Below are 16,503 nucleotides of genomic sequence, written 5' to 3' on the forward strand. Positions count from 1 at the left end.
TCTGCGCCGTGGGAAGAGTCTATTGCGATCAATGACTTGATCGCGCTGGACCCCGGATCTAGTCCGGGGTGACGACTGTTGAGCGCTGTGCCTTCAGGTGGTTCCTCAAGCAGCCCGCCCATATTCCGTCTGCCGCCGCGTGGCCGTCGCCAGCTGGAACTGTGCCAGCAACTCGTTGAGCGCCGCCGCTTCCGAAGCGAGCCCATGGCTCGCCGCCGTCTGTTCCTCGACCATGGCGGCATTCTGCTGTGTGCCCTGATCGATGGTGTTGATGGCGGTGTTGATTTCCTGAAGGCCGGTCGACTGTTCGCGCGACGAGGTCACGATGGCGTCGATGTGGCGATTGATCTCCTGTACTTCGCGGACGATGGTTTCCAGCGCCTTGCCGGCATTGCCGACGAGATCGACGCCGGACTGTACCTGCGATGTCGAGGCGTTGATCAGCGTCTTGATTTCCTTCGCCGCATTGGCTGAGCGCTGGGCAAGCTCGCGCACCTCCTGTGCGACGACGGCAAAACCCTTGCCGGCCTCACCGGCGCGCGCAGCTTCCACGCCGGCGTTCAGCGCCAGAAGATTGGTCTGGAAGGCTATCTCGTCGATCACGCCGATGATGTTGCTGATCTCGGACGACGATTTTTCGATGCCTTCCATGGCGCGAACCGCATCTTCGACGATGACGCCGGACTGTTCGGCATTATTGCGGGCGCGGTCGACCAGACGGCCGACTTCTTCAGCGCGGCGGGCGGAATCTTTCACCGTCGTGGTGATCTCCTCAAGCGCCGCCGCGGTCTCTTCCACGGAAGCCGCCTGCTGCTCGGTGCGTCGTGCCAGATCGTCGGCCGACTGGCGGATTTCGCCGGCGCCGGCATCGATGGCGCGGGCGTTCTGGCCGACGGTGCTGAGCGCTGCGTTCAGCTTGGCGACGGAATTGTTGAAGTCGTCGCGCAGGCGATCGATGCGGGTCACGAAGGGCGTATCGATACGATAATTGAGATCGCCATTGGAAAGATGTGCAAGTCCCCTGGCAAGCGAATCGACTGCGAACTGGATATCCGCCGCGTCCTTTGCCGCCAGTTTTTCGCGCTCGTTACGCTCCTGTTCGGAGAGTGTGCGGTTTTCTTCGGCGTCTCCTTCAAGGCGCAGGCGTTCCATGGCATTCGACCGGAACACGGCAACCGCCGCGGCCATCGAGCCGATCTGGTCGGTACGTTCCTGACCGGGAATGGCGACATCGAGATTGCCGGCCGCAAGGCCTTCCATGGCCGAGGTCATCTGCGTGACGGGGCGGACGATGAAGCGGGAAAGCACGGTCGCAAGCAGGCCGATCATGATTGCGGCAGCAAGCACCGTGGCGATGGTTGCCGCCAGCCGGAATTGGCCGATCGCGCTGTAGGCAACATCGGAATCGACGACGAAACCGAGATACCAGTCGACGGAGGGCAGGCCGGCAACCGGAATGAAACTGGTGATCTTGCCCTTGCCGTCGATTTCGGTTTGCGAAATTGCCGAGGAAATCGCCGGTGTATTGACCTTGAAGAGATCGGTCAGCGGCTTGTCGACGAATTTCGGATCGGGATGGATGAGGATCTTGCCATCCTTGCTGACGAGGAACGCATATCCGTCCTGGCCGGCATCCACCGACTTGATCATCGTCACCAGCGAATCCAGCGAGAAATCGCTGCCGGTCACGCCGGCCAGCTTGCCGTCGATGGAGACGGGAATGGCGGCGGTGATGATGAGGCCACCGGTCGATGCGTCGTTATAGGGCTCGGTCAGCACCGGCTTGCCGGCTTTCACGGCATCCAGATACCATGGGCGCTTGCGCGGGTCATAACCTTCCGGCAGCGATGTTTTCGGGAAAGTGGTGAAGCTGCCGGTTTCGGCATTGCCGAAATAGGTGGACATGAATTGCGCCGTCAGCACGTCATTCTGCAGGAACTGCACCTTGGCATCGTCGTCTGAAAGCTTGGCGAGGGTTTTCGCCACCGTGTCGGTCAGCATGATGCGGCCGTTCAGCCAGTTGGCGATGCTTTGGGAGGCCTGTTTGCCTGAGGAATCGATATTTTCCGCCACGGCTTCCGTCGTGACACGGTGCTGAAGGCTGTCGATGTAGAAAGAAAAGCCCGCAAAGGCGGCGACGACAAGTGATGACGCCGCAAACAGGATGCGGGTCATGAGATTGGTTTTCTTGGACAAGCTACAGATCCTTTGAGCCGGATGTACCGTTCAGGTCATCTTTGACAATGGTGGGGAAAACATGCCTCAAAGGCGGGAATATTCTGCGTCATGCAGCTTATGATTTAAAAGAACTATTCAATGCTCTAATTAATAAAGAGAAATGGTAAAGTTCGACTAAATCTGTCCTAACGCGATGGGAGATAAGTCGGAATCGGTGTCGTCGCTTGGCCGTCATGTTGGGGTCACCATCCAGGCCGTATTGTGTCTTCCGCACGACGCCGGAGATGCTGCATGCTTGAAGTACTGGAACCGATCCCTGACCATGTAGCTCAGCGGATCTCACTGGGTATTGCGGTCAGCAATGAGGCCTGCGCCGTTCATCGAGAGAACTTTGCCATTGTCCTCGGCATGGACGATGAAGTCTTTGGTGGCGGTGTCACGGCGTCGGTTTCGTTTGCAGTCCTCTTCATCAACAATCTATGGGTTGCAGAAGCGCACCGCCGGTCCGGCGAGGGGCGAAGGCTGATGTTTGCGGCGGAGGATGAAGGCCGTAGGAGAGGTGCTAGAATTGCCTGTGTCGATACCCTCTCAAGTCAGGCTCCGGACTTCTACGCCAAGCTGGGTTATGAGGAGTTTGCACGGGTGTGTGGCGAAAACGGCGGCCAACCGCTTCATCGCATCTGGCTACAAAAGATTTTATAATGACATGCCGTTTGCATTGAACCGGAGCCCACTGTCATCCTGCGTAAATTTTGATCACTCGTCCGCAAAGGTTGCGTGCAGGAAGGGAATATTTTATTCATCACCGTGCTGCCGTTGCGCAATTCGCGGGCAACGGCCAAGGTTCAGGTGAATTACAATGTCTTCGTCGGTTGTTGCAGGAACCGTTCCTTCCGGATCGGGGTCGTGGTTTTCGCATTTCAAGGCTACGCTTGTGCTGGGAATTCCGCTTATCGGCGCACAGCTCGCACAGCTTGGCATCCATACCACTGACATGGTCATCGTCGGCCAGCTGGGGGCTGAAAAGCTGGCGGCCATGGTGCTGGCCGGGCAGTTCTTCTTTGTCGTCTTCATTTTCGGCTCGGGATTTTCGGTGGCCGTGGTGCCGATGGTGGCGCAGGCCTATGGCCAGGGCGATGCGACGGCGGCCCGTCGTTCGCTGCGCATGGGCATGTGGGTGGCGATCGCCTATTGGCTGCTCGCTCTGCCGATCTTCTTTAATGCCGAACGTATTCTCGTTTCCCTTGGACAGAACCCGAATGTGGCGGCACTGACCGGCCATTATCTCGCCATCGCCAAGTTCGGCCTTTTGCCGGCGCTGCTGTTTTATGTCCTGCGCGGACTTGTCAGCGCCATCGGGCGGGCGGGCATCATTCTTTATGTCACCATCATCATGCTGGTGATGAATGGCGTGCTTGCCTATGCGCTGGTGTTCGGCCATTTCGGATTGCCGGCGATGGGCATGAACGGTGCGGCCGTCGTCGCCGTCATCGTCAATGCCTTCAGCTTCATCTTCATCGTCGCTTATGTGCAGACGCGGGAGGAAACGAGGAAATACGAATTGTTCGTGCGCTTCTGGCGACCGGACTGGCATGCGCTTTTCGAAGTGCTGCGCCTCGGCCTGCCGATCAGCATCACCATTCTTGCCGAAGTGACGTTGTTTGCGGCCGCTTCGATCCTGATGGGGCAGATCGGCACGGTGCAGCTTGCCGCCCACGGCATTGCCCTGCAGCTGGCCTCCATCGCCTTCATGATCCCGTTAGGTCTTTCCCAGGCCGCGACGGTTCGCGTGGGCGTTGCGCGGGGGCAGGGGGATTTCAAAAATCTCATCCGCGCCTCGATCATGATTTACGCCATCGCCTGCGGCATCGCCATTTGCGGCGGCATATTGTTTGCGGCGGTCCCTGAATTTCTGGCGAAATGGTTCCTCGATCCGAAATTGCCGGAGGCTGCGGAAGTGCTTGCTTATGCCAGCAGCCTCGTGGTGATTGCCGGCATCTTCCAGCTGGTCGATGGCATTCAGGCCGTGACGGCGGGCCTGCTGCGCGGATTGAAGGATGCGCGCATTCCGGCAATGCTGGCGCTGATCTCCTATTGGCCGATCGGGCTGGCGCTTGCCTGGACCATGGCCTTTCCGCTCGGTTTTGGCGGGCGCGGCGTCTGGTTCGGTTTCGTGATCGGCCTTTCGACGGCGGCCGTCCTGCTGTCCGTGCGTTTCGTCATTCTGGTGAAGCGCGAAATGCAAACGGCCCGCTGAAAAGCGGGCCGTGATCGTTCTGGCATGTAACTCTGTGTCGTCATCCTCGCCCTTGAGGCGAGGATCCATTCCACCAGGTCCCGATGGATCCTCGGGTCAAGCCCGAGGATGACGCGGAGTTTGGGGATGGTCCATCAGCGCTCGGCAAGCGCTGCCTCACCTTGTCTCTCGCGCAGCAGGTTGACGAAGCGGCGGAAGAGATAGTGGCTGTCCTGCGGGCCGGGCGATGCTTCCGGATGGTGCTGGACGGAGAAGACCGGCTTGCCGACGATCCGCAGGCCGCAATTGGTGCCATCGAACAGCGATGTGTGGGTTTCCTCGACGCCCTCGGGCAGCGACTTGGTGTCGACCGCAAAGCCATGGTTCATCGAGACGATTTCCACCTTGCCGGTCGTGCAGTCCTTGACCGGGTGGTTGGCGCCGTGATGACCCTGATGCATCTTTTCGGTCTTTGCGCCGACGGCGAGGCCGAGCATCTGGTGGCCGAGGCAGATGCCGAAGATCGGCAGCTCGCTCTTGATGAGGTTCTGGATAACCGGCACGGCATATTCGCCGGTCGCGGCCGGGTCTCCCGGACCGTTGGAGAGGAAGACGCCATCCGGCTTCAGTGCGAGAATGTCTTCGGCCGAAGTCTGGGCCGGAACCACCGTGACCTTGCAATCGAGACCCGCGAAGAGGCGCAGGATGTTGCGCTTGACGCCGAAATCCACGCAGACGACGTGGTATTTCGCATCGGCTTCACCGAGCGTGCCGTAACCCTTGTTCCAGACCCACGGCGTTTCAGCCCAGGTGGAGGACTGGCCGGAGGTGGCTTCGATGGCGAGATCGAGGCCGACGAGGCCGCTCCATGCCTTGGCTTCGGCCTTCAGCGCCTCGATGTCGAAGACGCCGTTCGGATCATGGGCGATGACCGCGTTCGGCGCGCCGTTTTCGCGGATCCATGCCGTCAGCGCGCGGGTGTCGATGCCGCAGAGGCCGATGACGCCGCGAGCCTTCAGCCAGGCATCCAGATGCTTGGCGGCGCGGAAGTTCGAGGGATCGGTGATGTCGGCCTTGAAAATGACGCCGACGGCGCCGCGGCGGGCGGCGGGCGTCAGGTCTTCAATGTCTTCCTCATTGGTGCCGACATTGCCGATATGCGGGAAGGTGAAGGTGACGATCTGGCCGAGATAGGAAGGGTCGGTGAGGATTTCCTCGTAACCCGTCAGCGCCGTGTTGAAGCAGACTTCGGCCTGAACCTTGCCGGTTGCGCCGATACCGGTTCCCTCGATCACTGTGCCATCGGCAAGAACAAGCATTGCGGTCGGTTTGCGGGTAGTCCAGGGCGCTGTCTCGGTCATCTCGTTCCGTTTCTGCCGCTTCGCACCCCGCCTCTTGAAAGGCAGGGGGTAAGGGGCCATTTTTGTCGCAGGCTTCGTGACATAAAGGGGCGCGCGATAAAGCTCGCGTTCCGACCCTTCGTTAAAATCTCGTGCAGGTGCCGGAAAATAACGAAAGCAGCCCAAGCGGTCAACCGCAGGGCCAAGATTTACGCGGAATTAAGCTGTCGTAGATTCAAGGGCTTATGCAATTGATTTGCTTGAGCGTGTTTGCTCGTTTATGTCGTTGCGAAAAATAAGGCGGAAAGTTTACCGATCAGGAAGCTGCGGAATGAGCTTTCCCAAGGAGAAGAAAAATGCTGCGCGACACGTTCGCTAATACTTTGAAAGATGCGCTGAAGGCTCGGGATGCACGCCGCACCTCGACCGTGCGTCTCATCCAGACCGCCATCAAGGATCGCGATATCGCCAATCGCGGCGTGGGCAAGGACCCCGTCAGCGATGAAGATATTATGCAGATCCTGACGAAGATGGTGAAGCAGCGGGAAGAATCCGCCGCCATCTATGAAGGTGCCGGCCGTCCCGAGCTTGCCGCGCAGGAGCGCGAGGAAATTGTCATCATCAAGGAATTCATGCCGGAAGAAATTCCGGCCGAGAAGGTGCGCGAACTGTGCCAGGCCGTCATCGCCGAGACCGGTGCCTCCGGCCTGCGCGACATGGGCAAGTGCATGAATGCGCTGAAGGAACGTTATCCCGGCCAGATCGACTTCGCGAAGGCCTCCGGTGTCGTCAAGGATCTGCTGAAGTAGCTTTCGCCACTTCTGAAAAAGTAAAGGCAGGGTAGCCATGGCTACCCTGCCTTTTTTCTGCCGACGAAGATGCATTCCGGCGGATCAAAATGCTCTCCCGCGCAGGCTTTTTCGAGGGGGACGTGCCTGCAGGTGTCGGCAGGTGTATGTAAATGTTCAAACACTGCCTTTGACTGTGTTTTGTTTTTACATCGCCGCAACGCGTCGCTCAAATTACAAAAACATAATTTTTGGTGATGTTGCACTGCCATAAATTCGCCGGAAGCTGGCGCAATGGCGGCTCTCCTTCTTCAACCCGACCGTTTTTTCTGCTCATGCACATAGTGGCGCAGAACCGCATTCATCCGGGTTTGATAACCTTTGCCGGTGGATTTGAAGAAATCCACGACATCCTGATCGACACGGATGGAAATGGATGTTTTGGCGGTGGGAAACACGACCTGGGCCTTCGACCAGTCGATATCCTCAAAACCCGCCCAATCCGGATCGTCGCGCGTGGCGCGGTCGATGTCCTCATCGGTCATGGCATCGACACGCGCCCAGTCTGTCTCGCTCTTCTCGCCGCGAGCCCGCTTAGCGCGTATTTCTTCCAGTGTTATTCGCGTAATAGAGTTGTTGCTCATTTTTCCGCGCCGCACGCACTGATATGATCCGGCATGTCTCGCCCCGCATCGTGTAAACGACAGCTATGAGGCGCCCCATGAACGGGCAAATGGCGCGTATGCGGACCTCTCCGTTTTGGTCAGACGGTATTTCGATATGTGGTTCATACAGCGCCTCCGCTGCATCCTCGAAGTCGATACCGTGCTTAGCCAGATTGATAAGCCGCTTGTTTCCATCCCAATCAAAGGAGATGAAATCTTTCATCACGATGTCCATGAATCACCCGACACTGTTTCCAGTTTACGGGCACTCATGCGCCACACTTGTATATTCATCTGTATATACACTGATGTCAATGCCGCCTGTGAATATCGGGTATTCTTTGCGGAGTGTTTTGTATTGCGGCTGTTATGCGCTTATATGAAAGACTGGCCTCGAACAGGTAACCCATGCGCTTTTCCAATTCTTTCCTTGATGAGATACGCGACCGCGTGAACATCTCCGATGTGATCGGTCGACGTGTGTCCTGGGACAAGAAAAAGACCAATACGTCGCGTGGGGATTATTGGGCCTGCTGCCCGTTCCATGGCGAAAAAAGCCCGAGCTTTCACTGCGAGGACCGCAAGGGGCGGTATCATTGCTTTGGTTGCGGTGTTTCCGGCGATCATTTCCGCTTTTTGACGGAGCTTGAGGGCTTAAATTTCCCGGAAGCCGTGCAGCAGATCGCCGATATGGCCGGTATTTCCATGCCGCAGCCCGATCCGCAGGCGGAAAAGCGGGAACGCGAGCGCACCTCGCTGCAGGACGTCATGGAAATGGCGACGCTGTTCTTTCAGGATCAGTTGCAAACCGCGCTCGGCGCGCGGGCGCGGGCTTACCTGCGGGATCGCGGGCTGACCGGGCGCACCATCGAGACCTTCCGGCTGGGTTATGCGCCTGACAGCCGCAATGCGCTGAAGGAGCATCTGGCGAGCAAGGGCGTGACGAAGGAACAGATGGAGGCCTGCGGGCTGGTGGTGCATGAGAATGTGCCGGTCACCTATGACCGGTTCCGTGACCGCATCATGTTCCCGATCCTGTCGTCGCGAGAAAAAGTGATCGCCTTCGGTGGCCGCGCCATGGCGGCGGATGCGGTGGCGAAATATCTGAATTCCAACGAGACCGAGCTCTTTCACAAGGGCAATGTTCTCTACAATTTCGCCCGCGCGCGACGCGCCTCGCAGGCGGCCGGCGGCTCTGTCATCGCCGTCGAAGGTTATATGGATGTCATCGCGCTTTATCAGGCGGGTGTTGAAAATGCCGTCGCACCGCTCGGCACGGCGCTGACCGAAAGCCAGCTCGATCTCCTCTGGAAAATGTCGCCGCAGCCGGTTCTCTGCTTCGATGGCGATGGCGCCGGCATTCGCGCCGCCAACCGTGCGGCAGATCTCGCCCTGCCGCATATCAAGCCGGATCGCTCCGTCAGCTTCGCGCTGCTGCCCGACGGCAAGGACCCGGACGATCTCGTGCGGCTGGAGGGGCGCGCGCCCTTCGACCGGGTGCTTTCGGAAGCCAAGCCGCTTGCGGCGATGATCTGGAGCCGCGAGACATCAGGTGTCACTTTCGATACGCCGGAAAAACGCGCGCAGCTTGAAAGCCGCTTGCGGCAGATCGTGGCTGTTATCGGCGACGAGACCGTGCGGCGGTTCTACCAGCAGGATATGCGTGACAGGCTGAACGGCTTTTTCCAGCCGCGTTTTCAGCAGGGTGGGGCGCAGAACGGCAATTTTCGCCGTAATGGTGCGCAGCCGGCGGGACGCGGCTTCCAGCGTAATGCGCCGGGGCGGGGCGGGGCCATGGCCGCGCCGGCCAGCAGCATTTCCGACCGGCTGGCGCAGTCGGGGCTTGTCCGGGGCTATCAGACCAAGCCTTCGCTGCGCGAAAGCGTCCTCGCTATCACCATCGTCAACCATCCCGAATTGTTGCTTGAGGAATATGACGAGATCGCCGCCATCGATTACGAAAACCGTGATCTGCAGCGCCTGTGGTCGACGGTGTTGACCTATGCGGCGGAAAATGCAGCCGACATATCGCGGGCGGGATTGATCGAGCGCCTGTCGCAACAGGACTTCGAAGGGCTTTTGAAGGCCATGGACCAGCAGGTGCGCAATGCCCGCCTGTGGACCGCGACCGAACAGGCGGCGATGGAGGATGCGCGCGAAGGTTATGTACAGGCGCTTTCGCTGCACAAGCGGACGAAATCCCTGCTCTGGCAGAAACGCGAGCTGGAGCGGGAAATCGCCGAGGCGACGGATGATGAGCGCGGCACGCTGCTGGTGCGGGTGCTGGCAGAAGTGCAGCTCGAAATCGGCCGGATGGAAAATCAGGAGGCGATCATCGATGGTTTCGGGGTCATGTCCGGTCGGGTTAAGGGGCCGGCCGTTGGTCATGGCTGAGGATGGTCGGCAGAATTGAAAGGTGTCTGGGGTTGCCTTTTGCGGCAGGCGTCCTAAATAGGGGATAGTCTGGTGATAACCCGCAAATTGCGGCTCTTTTTAAGAATTTCCCTGGCTGTCTCGCCCTCAAAGGCTTGACGGGAGGGGAAATAGCGGGAATCACCATTTCAGGAAAAGTAAGGTGGAATGAGCCTTGGCGGATAGAAATTGCATGAGCAAGCATTTCCGGGTGCACTGTCTTTGCATTCTGCCTGAGGCTGCCGTGGTTAATCGGCAATTAAAGATCACTCCGTTAGGTGTCTGACAGTGATTCGCGGCAATGCGCCGGATGCTCGAGGGGCGGACGGCGATGCGGCGGAACAGGTGTTAGCGTCAGGGAAAGCGACGAGATAGATGGCAACCAAAGTCAAAGAAAACGAAGAAGCAGAAAACGAACGCGACGGTGCGACGGACGGCCCGCTTCTCGACCTTTCGGATGACGCGGTCAAGAAAATGATCAAGGCCGCCAAGAAGCGCGGCTATGTGACGATGGACGAGCTGAATTCCGTCCTGCCGTCCGAAGAGGTGACCTCCGAGCAGATCGAAGACACGATGGCGATGCTGTCCGACATGGGCATCAACGTCATCGAGGACGAGGATGCCGAGGAGGCGACCGCCAGCGAAGACGACAGCGATTCCGACAGCGAAGAGTCCGAAGGCGGCGAACTGGCCCCTTCCGGCGGCACAGCGCTCGCGACCGCGAAGAAGAAAGAACCGACCGATCGTACCGATGACCCGGTGCGCATGTATCTGCGCGAAATGGGTTCCGTCGAGCTTCTGTCGCGCGAAGGTGAAATCGCCATCGCCAAGCGCATCGAGGCCGGCCGCGAAACGATGATTTCGGGCCTGTGCGAAAGCCCGCTGACGTTCCAGGCGCTGATCATCTGGCGCGACGAGTTGAACGAAGGCACGACGCTGCTGCGCGAGATCATCGATCTCGAAACGACCTATTCCGGTCCGGAAGCCAAGGCTGCGCCGCAGTTCCAGAGCCCGGAAAAGATCGAGGCTGACCGCAAGGCCGCCGAAGAAAAGGAAAAGACCCGCAAGCTGCGTGCGCCGACTGGCGACGAAGACGTGACTGACGTGGGTGGCGATGGCCTGCCGCCGGAAGAGGAAGAAGAGGACGACGACGAGTCCAACCTTTCGCTTGCCGCGATGGAAGCCGAACTGCGCCCGCAGGTTATGGAAACGCTCGATACCATCGCTGACACCTACAAGAAGCTGCGCAAGCTTCAGGATCAGCAGGTCGAGGCACGTCTGGCCTGCACCGGCACGCTGTCTTCCGGCCAGGAGCGTCGTTACAAGGAACTGAAGGATCAGCTGATCACGGCCGTCAAGTCGCTGTCGCTGAACCAGAACCGTATCGACAGCCTCGTCGAGCAGCTCTACGACATTTCCAAGCGGCTGATGCAGAACGAAGGCCGCCTGTTGCGTCTTGCCGAATCCTATGGTGTCAAACGCGACAGCTTCCTTGAACAGTATCACGGTGCGGAACTCGATCCGAACTGGATGAAGTCGATCGCCAATCTGGCCGCGCGCGGCTGGAAGGAATTCGCCCGCGAAGAAAGCAACACGATCCGGGAAATCCGTCAGGAAATCCAGAACCTCTCCACGGAAACCGGCATTTCCATCGCCGAATTCCGCCGCATCGTTTCGATGGTGCAGAAGGGCGAGCGCGAAGCGCGTATCGCCAAGAAGGAGATGGTCGAGGCCAACCTGCGTCTCGTGATCTCGATTGCGAAGAAATACACCAACCGTGGTCTGCAGTTCCTCGACCTCATTCAGGAAGGCAATATCGGCCTGATGAAGGCGGTGGACAAGTTCGAATACCGCCGCGGTTACAAGTTCTCGACCTATGCGACCTGGTGGATCAGGCAGGCGATTACCCGTTCGATCGCCGACCAGGCCCGCACGATCCGTATTCCAGTTCACATGATCGAAACGATCAACAAGATCGTCCGTACATCGCGCCAGATGCTGCACGAGATCGGTCGCGAGCCGACCCCGGAAGAGCTGGCGGAAAAGCTGGCCATGCCGCTTGAAAAGGTGCGCAAGGTTCTGAAAATCGCCAAGGAGCCGATCTCGCTCGAGACCCCCGTGGGTGACGAAGAGGATTCGCATCTCGGTGATTTCATCGAGGACAAGAACGCGCTGCTGCCCATCGACGCCGCCATTCAGGCGAACCTGCGTGAGACGACAACCCGCGTTCTGGCGTCGCTGACGCCGCGTGAAGAACGCGTTCTGCGCATGCGCTTCGGCATCGGCATGAACACCGACCATACGCTGGAAGAAGTCGGCCAGCAGTTCTCGGTCACGCGCGAACGTATCCGCCAGATCGAGGCGAAGGCGCTGCGCAAGCTGAAGCATCCGAGCCGCTCGAGAAAGCTCCGCAGCTTCCTCGACAGCTAAGCTGTTTGTTTCCTTTAAAATTGAACCCGGTCAGTCAGCGCTGGCCGGGTTTTTTGTTTCCCGCACTGGCGAACTCTGCGACAAGCCTTATGTGTGAAAACAGGCATTCCGCTTTACTGGAAATGCTCAGCTTCGATTTGGTTCGATGAGATGCAACAGGTTTCGGCAGGCAGATGGCGGTGGAAGGGATGGGCAGTGCCCGTCTCCGTTCTGCTGCATCTTGTCGTCGTCGCGCTCTTCCTTTTCGAGCTGCCGGAGCGGATAGCCGAGCCGCAGGAGCCGGAGAGCATCAGCGTCGATCTGGTGTCGCCGCCCGAGGAGAAAAAGGCGGAAGAGGCCCCGCCACCGGGTGAAGAGAAGGCAAAAGAGGAAAAACCGCAACCTCCGCCACCGCCGCCCATGCCGCCACAGGAAGAGGCAAAACCTTTGCCGCCGCCGCAGGCGACGTTGCCGGCCATCGCCATGAGGCCCGAGGAAACGCAGACGGACCCCGAGGACAAGCCGGGCAAGACGGAGGAAGCGGAAAAGACCGAGCCTGCCGAAGAACCTGCAAGCCAGCCTGAAAAAACGGCTGAGGAAAAGCCCGCAGCTCCTGCCGCCAACAGCGATCTTCAGGCTTCCGCAGCGCAGGGGGAGATCGCGATTTCACCGGTGAAGGAAGACGCGCAGCCCGATCAGCCGCCTGTGCCGCAGGCCAAGCCGGCTGAAGAAAAGCCGGCGGAAGTGACGGAAAAGAAGCCAGCGAAACTTCCGGCGGCCAAAAACCTCCTGTCTTCGTCCATGCTGTCACCGGCCCAGAGACGCCAAATGTTTGGCGATCTGCCACCACGTCGCCGTGTCGTTCAGCTTTGCAGCACCGAAGCCCTGGCTCAGATTCAGGGTGCGGGATTTGCCGCCAGAGGCATGATTCCCTATTCGGACACGGGCGGCAGGATTTCCGGCAATTCGATCGATGCTTCTGGCGGCGCCTTCAACACGGGCAATGGCTGGCATGATGTCTCGTTCCAGTGCGAGGTCGATCTGGAAAATTACACCGTGACGGAGTTCCGGTTCAAAATCGGGAATGAGGTCAGCCCGGAAGATGCGAAAAAACGGGGCTTTACGAGATTTCAGTGAGGGCAAGTTTTCTCAAACAGGAAACCTCGTTACATAAGTCTCTACACCCGCTCCGGATCACCAACCAACAGCCCAATGCCCGCCATCAGCGCATCCTCATCATAGGGCTTCCTGATAACAGGCACGTTGCCGAATTCATCCGGCACCATGCTGCCATCCGCATAACCGGTGGCGAAAAGGAAGGGGATGCCGCGGCGGTGGAGTTCCCGCGCGACAGGGATCGATGTATCGGAACCGAGATTGATGTCGAGAATGGCCACATCGGGCACATAGCTCTTCAGCTTTTCAATGGCCATGGCCGACGAGGTTGCCGTTTCAATCGCCTTGATACCGTTGTCTTCCAGCATGTTCTCGACATCCATGGCGATCAGCATCTGGTCTTCGACGAGCAATATTTTCAACGGTTCCTCCCGGTTATAGCGTCTCTGCTGCGGCGCGGCCTTATCCTCGGTTTGTGCGTCTGAGGCCGTGGTTGCCGACGAAACGTGACGGGAAGGCAGAAGAATTTCCGCCTCCAGCCCATCCGGCAGATAACGTATCGTGCTGCGTCCGCCGAGATCGTATGGGATGCTGCGGCTGATGAGCGCCGTGCCGAAACCGGCGCGTGATGGCGTTGGCAGTTTGGTCGGCAGGATTTCGCGCCACTCAATCTCGCAGTCGCGGTTCTCGTTGATGTCCCAGCGCACATGCAATTGTCCGCCATTTTGCGAAAGCGCGCCGTATTTGGCGGCATTCGTCGCCAGCTCATGCAGAACGAGAGCCATGACGGAGAAGGCGCGCGAATCGAGCGTGACCTGCGGGCCGGTCAGTTTCACAATGGTCTCCGGCGAGCGATGCGGCGACAGTTCCGCATCCAGAAGATCACGAAGCGCGCCGCCGCCTTCACCGCGAATGATCTGGTCATGGGCAAAGGACAATGCCTGAATGCGGCCCTTCAATGCGGTGACATATTCCTGCAGGGTCTTGCCCTCCTGCGAGGGATTGCCGACCAGCGATTTGATGATGGCCAGAACATTCTTGACGCGGTGGTTGAGCTCCTCGTTCAGCATGCGCTGGCGCACTTCCGCGCGCTCCCTTTCGCCCGCCATCAGCTCGCTGTGATGGAAGGCGACTTCGACCAGCGCGATTCTCGCCGCTTCCGCAATTTCCCGGTCGGCTTCCGACCAGGGCTGCGCCTGCAGGCGAACCGTCTCTTTCCAGATCGCAAAACTCTTGCGCGGGGTGAGGCGGTCGCCCAGCGGGCCGGTCTCATAGGATTTTTCCGGATTGCCGGCCCAGTTCAGATTTTGCACGATCTCCTTGCGGAAAAACAGCAGGTAGTCGTTTTTCACCTGTGACAGCGGAATGGCGAGCATTCCGGCTGCCGTGCCGGCATAGATCTCCGCTTCCGGTATGGCCTGCGACAGTGCGTGCGTCGCCCAGACTTTTCCCTCCGACGCCGAGGCGACGAAACGTGCCAGCCTTGGAATGGCGTCCTGCGGCGGCGTTGCGCCATGGCCGTGCCAGTTATTCCCCACCCACAGGCCGACGCCATCGCAGGGCATCAGATCGGCAAAATCCTGAAAGCTGTCGATCAGCAGTTCTTCGATATTGGCGTGATGGGCGGCAAGCCGCAGGAAGCGGTCCAGCGCGGCATGGGCATGGTTGACGGTATCCAGCCTGCGCTTCTGCTTGAGAACCTGCAAATGCATGGAGAAAAACTCTCCGAACATTTCCGCGGCGATCCGGACCGGCATGGTCAGCACGCGCGGGGAATAATGGTGGCAGGCGATGAGGCCCCAGAGTGTGCCGTCGACAATCACCGAAATCGACATGGAAGCGGCAACCCCCATGTTGCGAAGATATTCGCAATGGATGGGCGAGACGCTGCGCAGATGCGCGAAGGACAGATCGAGCGGCTCACCCGAGGCATCGAGAGCGGGCAGGACGGGAACCCGGGCGCCGCTGGCATCGGAGATGATGCGCAATGTGTTCTTGAGATAGAGCGCGCGGGCCTGCTGCGGAATGTCGCTTGCAGGGAAATATTGCCCGAGAAAGCTTTCCAGTTCCGGCTGCTTTGCTTCCGACACGACCTTGCCGGCACCATCTTCCTCGAAACGGTAGATCATCACCCGGTCGTAACCGAGCGTCGCCTTTATAAGCCGCGTCGTTCTGGAGATCAGGCTTTCGACGCTGTCGGCCTCGCGGATGCGGTCCACCATCTTGCGCGCCGTGCCCAGCGGCTGTGTCTCGTTGCGGGAAGGCTCGAATTCGATGATGGTGGTGGACTTGTAGCGGTGCAGCGCAATATCGAAGCTGCGGCCATCGCTCATTTCCATGGCGGGCAGCATGGCGGGGCGCGTGGTTCTGCCGGTGACGGTGAGCGCATTGCGAAGATCGTGCACGAGTTTTTTACCGAGCACCTCTTCGGCGGTTCTGCCATTGATATCGCCGCCAATGCCCAGCAGCTCGCGGCAGTTTTCGGAATGCCGCACCACCATGCGCATGGCGTTATCGCAGGCGATGAGACAGCCATGCGGTTGAATATAGCCTGGGATGTGGATGGGTTCGCGGTCGCAATTGGTCAGGTCGACATGATAGTCACTGGGGGCCATGAATCAGTCTTTCGCACCCTGTGCCTGTCTTGTACGGGGAATATTGTGTTCGTCGAGGAACGGGTAAGCTTGAATAATTCATTCTGATAGTGCCAACCCTTCCCCGTTTTTTGCAACTGTGACGCCGGTTTTCCGTTCTGCTTTTATAGGCCGTCGTCACGCAATTGTCGTATCCCTAACGTCATCGGATACAATTTGACATGTTGAAACGTTGGCAGCGCCGATTTTGTTCCAACCCGTTGAAGGAAAAAATGTGCCGCAGAGAAAAATGATCGTCGCCACCCGGGGGCAGGGTCTTTATGAATTCACATCCGAGGCCAAGGCATTCGTCAGCCATGCCGGCGTGGAAGAGGGACTGCTGACGGTCTTCGTCCGGCACACATCCTGCTCGCTGCTTATTCAGGAAAACGCCGATCCCGATGTGCGGCGCGATCTCACGGTGTTTTTCTCCCGGCTCGTGCCGCCTTCCGACGATCCTTCCATGCGCTGGATCATCCACACCCTCGAAGGCCCCGACGATATGCCCGCCCATATCAAATCGGCGCTCACCACGGTTTCAATGGGTGTGCCGATCAGCGATGGAAGGCTCGTGCTCGGCACCTGGCAGGGCCTTTATCTTTTCGAGCATCGCGACCAGCCGCATCGGCGCGAAATCGTGCTGCATATCTCGCCGTGATATCCGGATCCGGATCGAGGCGTTCCGCGTTAACCTCCCTGAACGCCTGCTGAACATCCGGTTCTGCT

The 16,503-nt window shown here is 58.9% G+C and carries 12 protein-coding genes; 7 read left to right on the forward strand and 5 right to left on the reverse strand.

What is annotated here, in order from left to right:
* Positions 1 to 105 precede the first annotated feature (105 nt).
* Positions 106 to 2,196, reverse strand: a complete 2,091-nt coding sequence (gene mcpU, locus AC5YUO_RS11645; RefSeq protein ID WP_496153404.1) for a methyl-accepting chemotaxis protein McpU — start codon at positions 2,194 to 2,196, stop codon at positions 106 to 108.
* A gap of 273 nt (positions 2,197 to 2,469) precedes the next feature.
* On the opposite strand from mcpU, the gene AC5YUO_RS11650 reads away from it, so the two are divergent.
* Together AC5YUO_RS11650 and AC5YUO_RS11655 are read left to right on the forward strand one after the other, a co-directional pair.
* Entirely contained in the window at positions 2,470 to 2,880 is a 411-nt protein-coding gene (locus AC5YUO_RS11650) for a GNAT family N-acetyltransferase (protein ID WP_496153405.1), read from the forward strand.
* Positions 2,881 to 3,037: 157 nt separating this feature from the next.
* On the forward strand, positions 3,038 to 4,435 hold the full coding sequence (locus tag AC5YUO_RS11655) for an MATE family efflux transporter (protein WP_496153406.1): 1,398 nt from the start codon (positions 3,038 to 3,040) through the stop codon (positions 4,433 to 4,435).
* A 134-nt stretch (positions 4,436 to 4,569) separates the two neighbouring features.
* Here the strand turns inward: AC5YUO_RS11655 and carA are convergent, their stop codons facing one another.
* Positions 4,570 to 5,775: a glutamine-hydrolyzing carbamoyl-phosphate synthase small subunit gene (gene carA, locus AC5YUO_RS11660; RefSeq protein ID WP_496153407.1), complete on the reverse strand. Its 1,206-nt coding sequence runs from the start codon at positions 5,773 to 5,775 to the stop codon at positions 4,570 to 4,572.
* A 335-nt stretch (positions 5,776 to 6,110) separates the two neighbouring features.
* Here carA and AC5YUO_RS11665 point away from each other — a divergent pair, with 335 nt between their 5' ends.
* Positions 6,111 to 6,563: a GatB/YqeY domain-containing protein gene (locus AC5YUO_RS11665; RefSeq protein WP_496153408.1), complete on the forward strand. Its 453-nt coding sequence runs from the start codon at positions 6,111 to 6,113 to the stop codon at positions 6,561 to 6,563.
* Positions 6,564 to 6,853: 290 nt separating this feature from the next.
* Here AC5YUO_RS11665 and AC5YUO_RS11670 read toward each other — a convergent pair whose 3' ends face one another.
* Together AC5YUO_RS11670 and AC5YUO_RS11675 are read right to left on the reverse strand one after the other, a co-directional pair.
* Positions 6,854 to 7,186, reverse strand: a complete 333-nt coding sequence (locus AC5YUO_RS11670) for a BrnA antitoxin family protein (RefSeq protein ID WP_496153409.1) — start codon at positions 7,184 to 7,186, stop codon at positions 6,854 to 6,856.
* Positions 7,137 to 7,442, reverse strand: a complete 306-nt coding sequence (locus AC5YUO_RS11675) for a BrnT family toxin (protein WP_496153410.1) — start codon at positions 7,440 to 7,442, stop codon at positions 7,137 to 7,139. Before AC5YUO_RS11675 ends, AC5YUO_RS11670 begins: the two co-directional genes overlap by 50 nt.
* A gap of 173 nt (positions 7,443 to 7,615) precedes the next feature.
* On the opposite strand from AC5YUO_RS11675, the gene dnaG reads away from it, so the two are divergent.
* The 3 genes from dnaG to AC5YUO_RS11690 all read left to right on the forward strand — a co-directional run bounded on the left by dnaG (position 7,616) and on the right by AC5YUO_RS11690 (position 13,165).
* Positions 7,616 to 9,601 carry a DNA primase gene (dnaG, locus tag AC5YUO_RS11680; protein ID WP_496153411.1) on the forward strand — a complete coding sequence of 662 codons (1,986 nt, stop codon included), beginning with the start codon at positions 7,616 to 7,618 and terminating at the stop codon, positions 9,599 to 9,601.
* A gap of 393 nt (positions 9,602 to 9,994) precedes the next feature.
* Positions 9,995 to 12,049: an RNA polymerase sigma factor RpoD gene (gene rpoD / locus AC5YUO_RS11685; RefSeq protein ID WP_496153412.1), complete on the forward strand. Its 2,055-nt coding sequence runs from the start codon at positions 9,995 to 9,997 to the stop codon at positions 12,047 to 12,049.
* Positions 12,050 to 12,244: 195 nt separating this feature from the next.
* A complete protein-coding gene (locus AC5YUO_RS11690) occupies positions 12,245 to 13,165 on the forward strand; it encodes a DUF930 domain-containing protein (protein ID WP_496153413.1) in 921 nt (306 codons plus the stop codon).
* Positions 13,166 to 13,206: 41 nt separating this feature from the next.
* Here the strand turns inward: AC5YUO_RS11690 and AC5YUO_RS11695 are convergent, their stop codons facing one another.
* Entirely contained in the window at positions 13,207 to 15,759 is a 2,553-nt protein-coding gene (locus AC5YUO_RS11695) for an HWE histidine kinase domain-containing protein (RefSeq protein WP_496153414.1), read from the reverse strand.
* A gap of 253 nt (positions 15,760 to 16,012) precedes the next feature.
* Here AC5YUO_RS11695 and AC5YUO_RS11700 point away from each other — a divergent pair, with 253 nt between their 5' ends.
* Complete coding sequence (locus tag AC5YUO_RS11700) at positions 16,013 to 16,435, forward strand: secondary thiamine-phosphate synthase enzyme YjbQ (protein ID WP_496153415.1); 423 nt, start codon at positions 16,013 to 16,015, stop codon at positions 16,433 to 16,435.
* The last annotated feature ends 68 nt before the right edge of the window (positions 16,436 to 16,503 follow it).

This window comes from Agrobacterium sp. LEGMi-208b, from assembly GCF_059511785.1.